General features: G+C 71.8%; 5 protein-coding genes. All 5 read right to left on the bottom strand.

Annotated elements, in window-relative coordinates:
- The coding region (locus tag AB0J68_RS27595; RefSeq protein WP_363941261.1) for an FAD binding domain-containing protein at nucleotides 1-791 on the bottom strand (791 nt) is incomplete at its 3' end.
- Nucleotides 788-1,285 (bottom strand): 2Fe-2S iron-sulfur cluster-binding protein, encoded by a 498-nt coding sequence (locus tag AB0J68_RS27590; RefSeq protein WP_354862173.1) that lies wholly within the window; start codon nucleotides 1,283-1,285, stop codon nucleotides 788-790. The genes AB0J68_RS27595 and AB0J68_RS27590, both read right to left, overlap by 4 nt.
- Nucleotides 1,286-1,443: 158 nt before the next feature.
- A complete protein-coding gene (locus AB0J68_RS27585) occupies nucleotides 1,444-2,832 on the bottom strand; it encodes a GH1 family beta-glucosidase (protein ID WP_355065164.1) in 1,389 nt (462 codons plus the stop codon).
- Nucleotides 2,833-2,861: 29 nt separating this feature from the next.
- Nucleotides 2,862-3,701 carry a carbohydrate ABC transporter permease gene (locus tag AB0J68_RS27580; RefSeq protein ID WP_007460899.1) on the bottom strand — a complete coding sequence of 280 codons (840 nt, stop codon included), beginning with the start codon at nucleotides 3,699-3,701 and terminating at the stop codon, nucleotides 2,862-2,864.
- On the bottom strand, nucleotides 3,694-4,686 hold the full coding sequence (locus AB0J68_RS27575) for a sugar ABC transporter permease (RefSeq protein ID WP_355065168.1): 993 nt from the start codon (nucleotides 4,684-4,686) through the stop codon (nucleotides 3,694-3,696). Before AB0J68_RS27575 ends, AB0J68_RS27580 begins: the two co-directional genes overlap by 8 nt.
- Nucleotides 4,687-4,737: the final 51 nt, after the last annotated feature.

The following is a 4,737-nucleotide window of genomic DNA, read 5'->3' as shown; positions in this document are numbered from 1 at the left end:
GCCCCGTACGCCAGGCGCACGTCGCGGACCACGTCGCCGTCGAGGTCGAGGACGGCGGCCACCGAGCCGGCCGCGAAGGCGAACGACGCCCGGTCGCGCACCTTGAGGTACGCCGAACGGCGCGCGGCCGGCAACGCGGGCAGCCGTACGGCGGTGATCAGCGCGCCACGCGCCAGAGTCGTCTCCCGCTCCGGATGCGCGCCGGGGGAGCGGTACAGCGCGGCGAGTGGGACGTCGCGGGGACCGTCGGCCTCGTGCACCTCCACCACGGCGTCCAGCGCGGCGAGGGCGACCGCCAGGTCCGACGGGTGGGTGGCCACGCACTGTTCGGACCAGTCCAGCACGGCGAGGTCGCGGTTCTGCCCGTGCAGGGCGGCGCAGCCGCTGCCCGGGTCGCGCTTGTTGCACGCCTTGCCGGTGTCCTGGAAGTAGACGCAGCGGGTGCGCTGCAACAGGTTGCCGCCGGTGGTGGCCAGGTTGCGCAGCTGACCGGACGCGGCGGCGAGCAGGGCGCGGGCCAGCACCGGGTAGTCGCGGCGAACCGCCGGGTGGGCGGCGAGGTCGCTGTTGCGCACCGTCGCGCCGATGCGCAGCCCACCGTCGGGCAGCTCCTCGACCGTGTCCAGAGGCAGCCGGGTCACGTCCACCAGCAGCTCGGGCCGCTGCACCCCGAGCTTCATGAGGTCCACCAGGTTGGTCCCGCCGCCCAGGTACGCCGCGTGCGGCTCGCCGGCCAGCACGGCGACGGCGTCGGCCACGTCGGCCGGCCGGTGGTAGCGGAACGGCCTCACGGCGTGGTCGCCGTCTCGCGGATCGCGGCGACGATGTGCGGGTACGCGGCGCAGCGGCAGAGGTTGCCGGCCATCCGCTCCCGGATCTCGGCGTCGGTCAGCTCGGGCGGCGAGTCGAGGTCGTCGGTGACCGCGCTGGGCCATCCCCGGGCGACCTCGTCGAGCATGCCCCGGGCGGAGCAGAGCTGCCCCGGGGTGCAGTAGCCGCACTGGAACGCGTCGTGTGCGACGAACGCGGCCTGCAACGGGGACAGGTCGTCCGGACCGGCGAGCCCTTCGACGGTCAGCACCGACCGGCCGTCCACCGTGACCGTGAAGACGAGACAGCTCTTCGCCCGGCGACCGTCCAGCAGCACCGTGCAGGAGCCGCACTGGCCGTGGTCGCAGCCCTTCTTCGCCCCGGTCAGGCCCAGGTGCTCGCGCAGCGCGTCGAGCAGGGTGGTGCGGTTGTCCAGCGTCAGCTCACGGCGGTCGCCGTTGACCTCGAACGCCACCCGGGACGAGTGACGCTCGTTGGTCGTCGTCTCGTTCTCCGGTCCGCCCCGCACCGGCCCAGACTAACGGCAGTGGCACATAAGCGGGCGAATTACGCACAGAGCCCATCGTGGGGCGCCCCGGGCGCCGCCGGCTGCGGTGCCCGGGGCTTGCGGGCTCAGGCCACCGGCGCGGCGGCGTCGTCGGCGTTGGCGGTGGCGCGGGCGAGGTGTCGGTGGGCGCGGATCAGCTCCGCGTAGCGCAGGCCGCTCGCCTTCACCGTCCGCCGCTGGGTGGCGTAGTCGACGTGCACCAGCCCGAAGCGCTTGTCGTAGCCGTACGCCCACTCGAAGTTGTCCAGCAGCGACCACACGAAGTAGCCGTCCAGCGGCACCCCCCGGGCCACCGCCGACGCGCACGCCGCCAGGTGCTGCTCCAGGTGGTCGGTGCGCTCCTTGTCCTCGACCGTGCCGTCGGCGGTGACCTCGTCGAGCCACGCCGAGCCGCTCTCGGTGACGATGATCCGCCCCGGCCGGTACTCCTCGTGCACGTCGACCAGCAGTCGCTCCAGGCCCGCCGGGTACATCTCCCAGCCCATGGCGGTCTCCACCGAACCGGGCACCGGCACCTGCTTCGCGTACGGCGCCGGGCCGGTCGGGTCGTCGACGACCAGTTGACGGAAGTAGTAGTTCACCCCGAGGAAGTCGGTCGGCGTGGCGATCACCGCCAGGTCGTCACCGCGCACCGGCGGCTCGACCCCGTACGTGTCGATCATGTCGGCGGGGTAGCCGCGCCCGTGGATCGGGTCCAGCCACCAGCGGTTGACGTGCCCGTCGGCCCGCCGGGCCGCCGCGACGTCCTCGGGTCGGTCGGTCGCCGGCTCGATCGGGCTGAGGTTGAGCACCAGACCGACCGACGCCGGTCGGGCGGCGTTGGCCCGGATCGCCTGGGTGGCCAGGCCGTGCCCGAGCAGCGCGTGGTGCGAGGCGTGCACGGCGCGGGTCAGGTCCCGCTCGCCGGGGGCCATCTTCCCCTCCAGGTGCCCGATCCAGCACACGCAGAGCGGCTCGTTGACCGTGTTCCAGTCGGCCACCCGGTCGCCGAGGCGGGCGGCGACCACCGCCGCGTAGTCGGCGAACGCCTCGGCCGTGGCGCGCTCCGGCCAACCGCCGCGATCCTGGAGAACCTGCGGCAGGTCCCAGTGGTAGAGCGTGACGAACGGCCGGACCCCGTCGGCGAGCAGCGTGTCGACGAGCCGGTCGTAGAAGTCCAGCCCGGCGGGGTTGACCCGCCCGACGCCGTCGGGCATCACCCGGGGCCAGGCCACCGAGAAACGGTACGCGTCCACGCCGAGCCGGCGCAGCAACGCAAGATCCTCCGGCCACCGGTGGTAGTGGTCGCAGGCCACCGCGCCGGTGTCGCCGTTGTCGACGTTGCCGGGGATCGCCGAGAAGGTGTCCCAGATGGACGGCGCCCGGCCGTCGACGTCGACGGCCCCCTCGATCTGGTACGCCGCCGTGGCGACGCCCCAGAGGAAGTCGGGTGGCAGCTTGGACAGGTCGGGCACGGGACGGTTCTCCTCTGGGATGGGGTGACTCACTTGACGGCACCGGCGGTGAGGCCGGCGACGAAATAGCGCTGCAAGGCCAGGAACCCGGCGACGACCGGGATGCTGACCACCAGCGAGGCGGCCATGATCTGGTTCCAGTAGACGTTGAACTGGGTGGAGTAGCCCTGCAGGCCGACGGCCAGGGTGCGGCTGCCCTCGTCGGTCATCACGGAGGCGAACAGCACCTCACCCCAGGCGGTCATGAACGCGTACACGGTCACCGCGACCACGCCGGGCACGGCGGCCGGCAGGATGACCCGGAACAGGATGCGCAGCGGCCCGGCCCCGTCGACCTGCGCCGCCTCGTCCAGCCCGCGCGGGATCGAGTCGAAGTAGCCGACCAGCATCCAGATCGAGAACGGCAGCGAGAAGGTCAGGTACGTGATGATCAGGCCGGTGCGGCTGGCGTACAGCTCGATTCCGGTGGCGTTGCCCAGGTTGACGTAGATGAGGAACAGCGGCAGCAGGAACAGGATGCCGGGGAACATCTGGGTGGACAGCACCGTCACCGAGAAGACGCCCCGGCCGCGGAAGCGGTATCGGCTGACCGCGAACGCCGCGAAGATGGCCACGGCCACCGAGCAGACCGCCGCGACGCTCGACACCACCAGGCTGTTGACCAGGTAGCGGGCCAGCGGCACGGTGCTCCACATGTCGACGAACGGTTGCAGGGTGGGCCGGCTGGGCCACCAGGTGAACCCGTTCTGCACGTCCCGCAACGGTTTCGCCGCCGAGGTGACCATCACGTACAGCGGAATGACGACGAAGAGGGTGAGCAGGGTCAGCACGATGCGCCGGCCCCAGCGCTCACCGGCGGTCTCACGCATGGTCGTCCCTCCGGCGGTTGGTGATCAGCAGGTACGCGGCCGAGACGACCAGCAGGAACAGCAGCAGCGCCACCGACATCGCCGAGCCCGACCCGAAGTCCCAGGTCTTGAAGGAGCTGCGGTAGATGTGGATGGAGATCAGGTCGGCCTGCTCGGGCGCGGAGCCGCCAAAGAGCACGTACGGGGTGTTGAAGTCGTTGAACGTCCACAGGAACAGCACCAGCAGCAGCACCAGGTTCACCGGCCGCAGCATGGGCAGGGTGACCGAGCGCAGCCGGCGCCAGAATCCCGCGCCGTCGATCGCGGCGGCCTCGTACAGCTCGCCCGGCACGTTCTGCAGGCCGGCCATCAGGCAGAGGAACGCGAACGGCCAGTTGCGCCAGACCGACACCACCAGCAGTGACCAGAAGCTGTTGTCGCCGATCAGCCAGAAGGGCCGCTCGTTCAGCAGCCCGAGCTGGTCGACGAGCACGTGGTTGACCAGGCCGGTGTCGCGCTGCAGCAGGAAGCTCCAGGTGATCACGGCGGTGTAGACCGGCAGGGCGTACGGGGTGAGGAACAGCGCCCGCAGGATGGCCCGCCCGCGAAACGGCTTCTGCAGCACGACGGCCGCCGCGATGCCGAGCAGCCAGGCGAACCCGACCGAGAGCAGGCTGTAGATCAGCGTCACCCAGAACGAGTGCAGCAGCTCCTTGCCGGCGGCGGAGTTCAGGTCGAGCGTGGCCCGGTAGTTCTCCAGCCCGACGAAGGGCGCGGTGGACCAGTCCCGGATGTGGAACTGGGTCAGCTCCAGCAGGCTCATCCAGACCCCGACCACCATCGGGATCACGTGGATGGCGAGTTCCAGCACGATGGCCGGGGCGAGCAGCAGGTACGGCAGGAGCGAGCGGCGGGGGCCGCGCGGCCGGCGGGCGGCCCCCCGGGCGGGTGACCCGGCCCGGGGTACGCGCCGGTCGGCGTTCGGCGCGGTGGTGCTGGTTGCCATCGGGGTCCTCTCGGAGGCGGTGGCCGTGGCCGGGCTCGTGGCCCCCCCCCC

The organism is Micromonospora sp. NPDC049580 (assembly GCF_040675595.1).
Lineage (GTDB): Bacteria > Actinomycetota > Actinomycetes > Mycobacteriales > Micromonosporaceae > Micromonospora.
The sequence above is the reverse complement of the archived record's forward strand: the minus strand, read 5'-3'. Positions and strand labels throughout refer to the sequence as shown.

Coding starts and splice junctions, on each gene's coding strand:
- AB0J68_RS27575 (WP_355065168.1), bottom strand. CDS start 4,686: ATGGCAACCAGCACCACCGCGCCGAACGCCGACCGGCGCGTACCCCGG.
- AB0J68_RS27580 (WP_007460899.1), bottom strand. CDS start 3,701: ATGCGTGAGACCGCCGGTGAGCGCTGGGGCCGGCGCATCGTGCTGACC.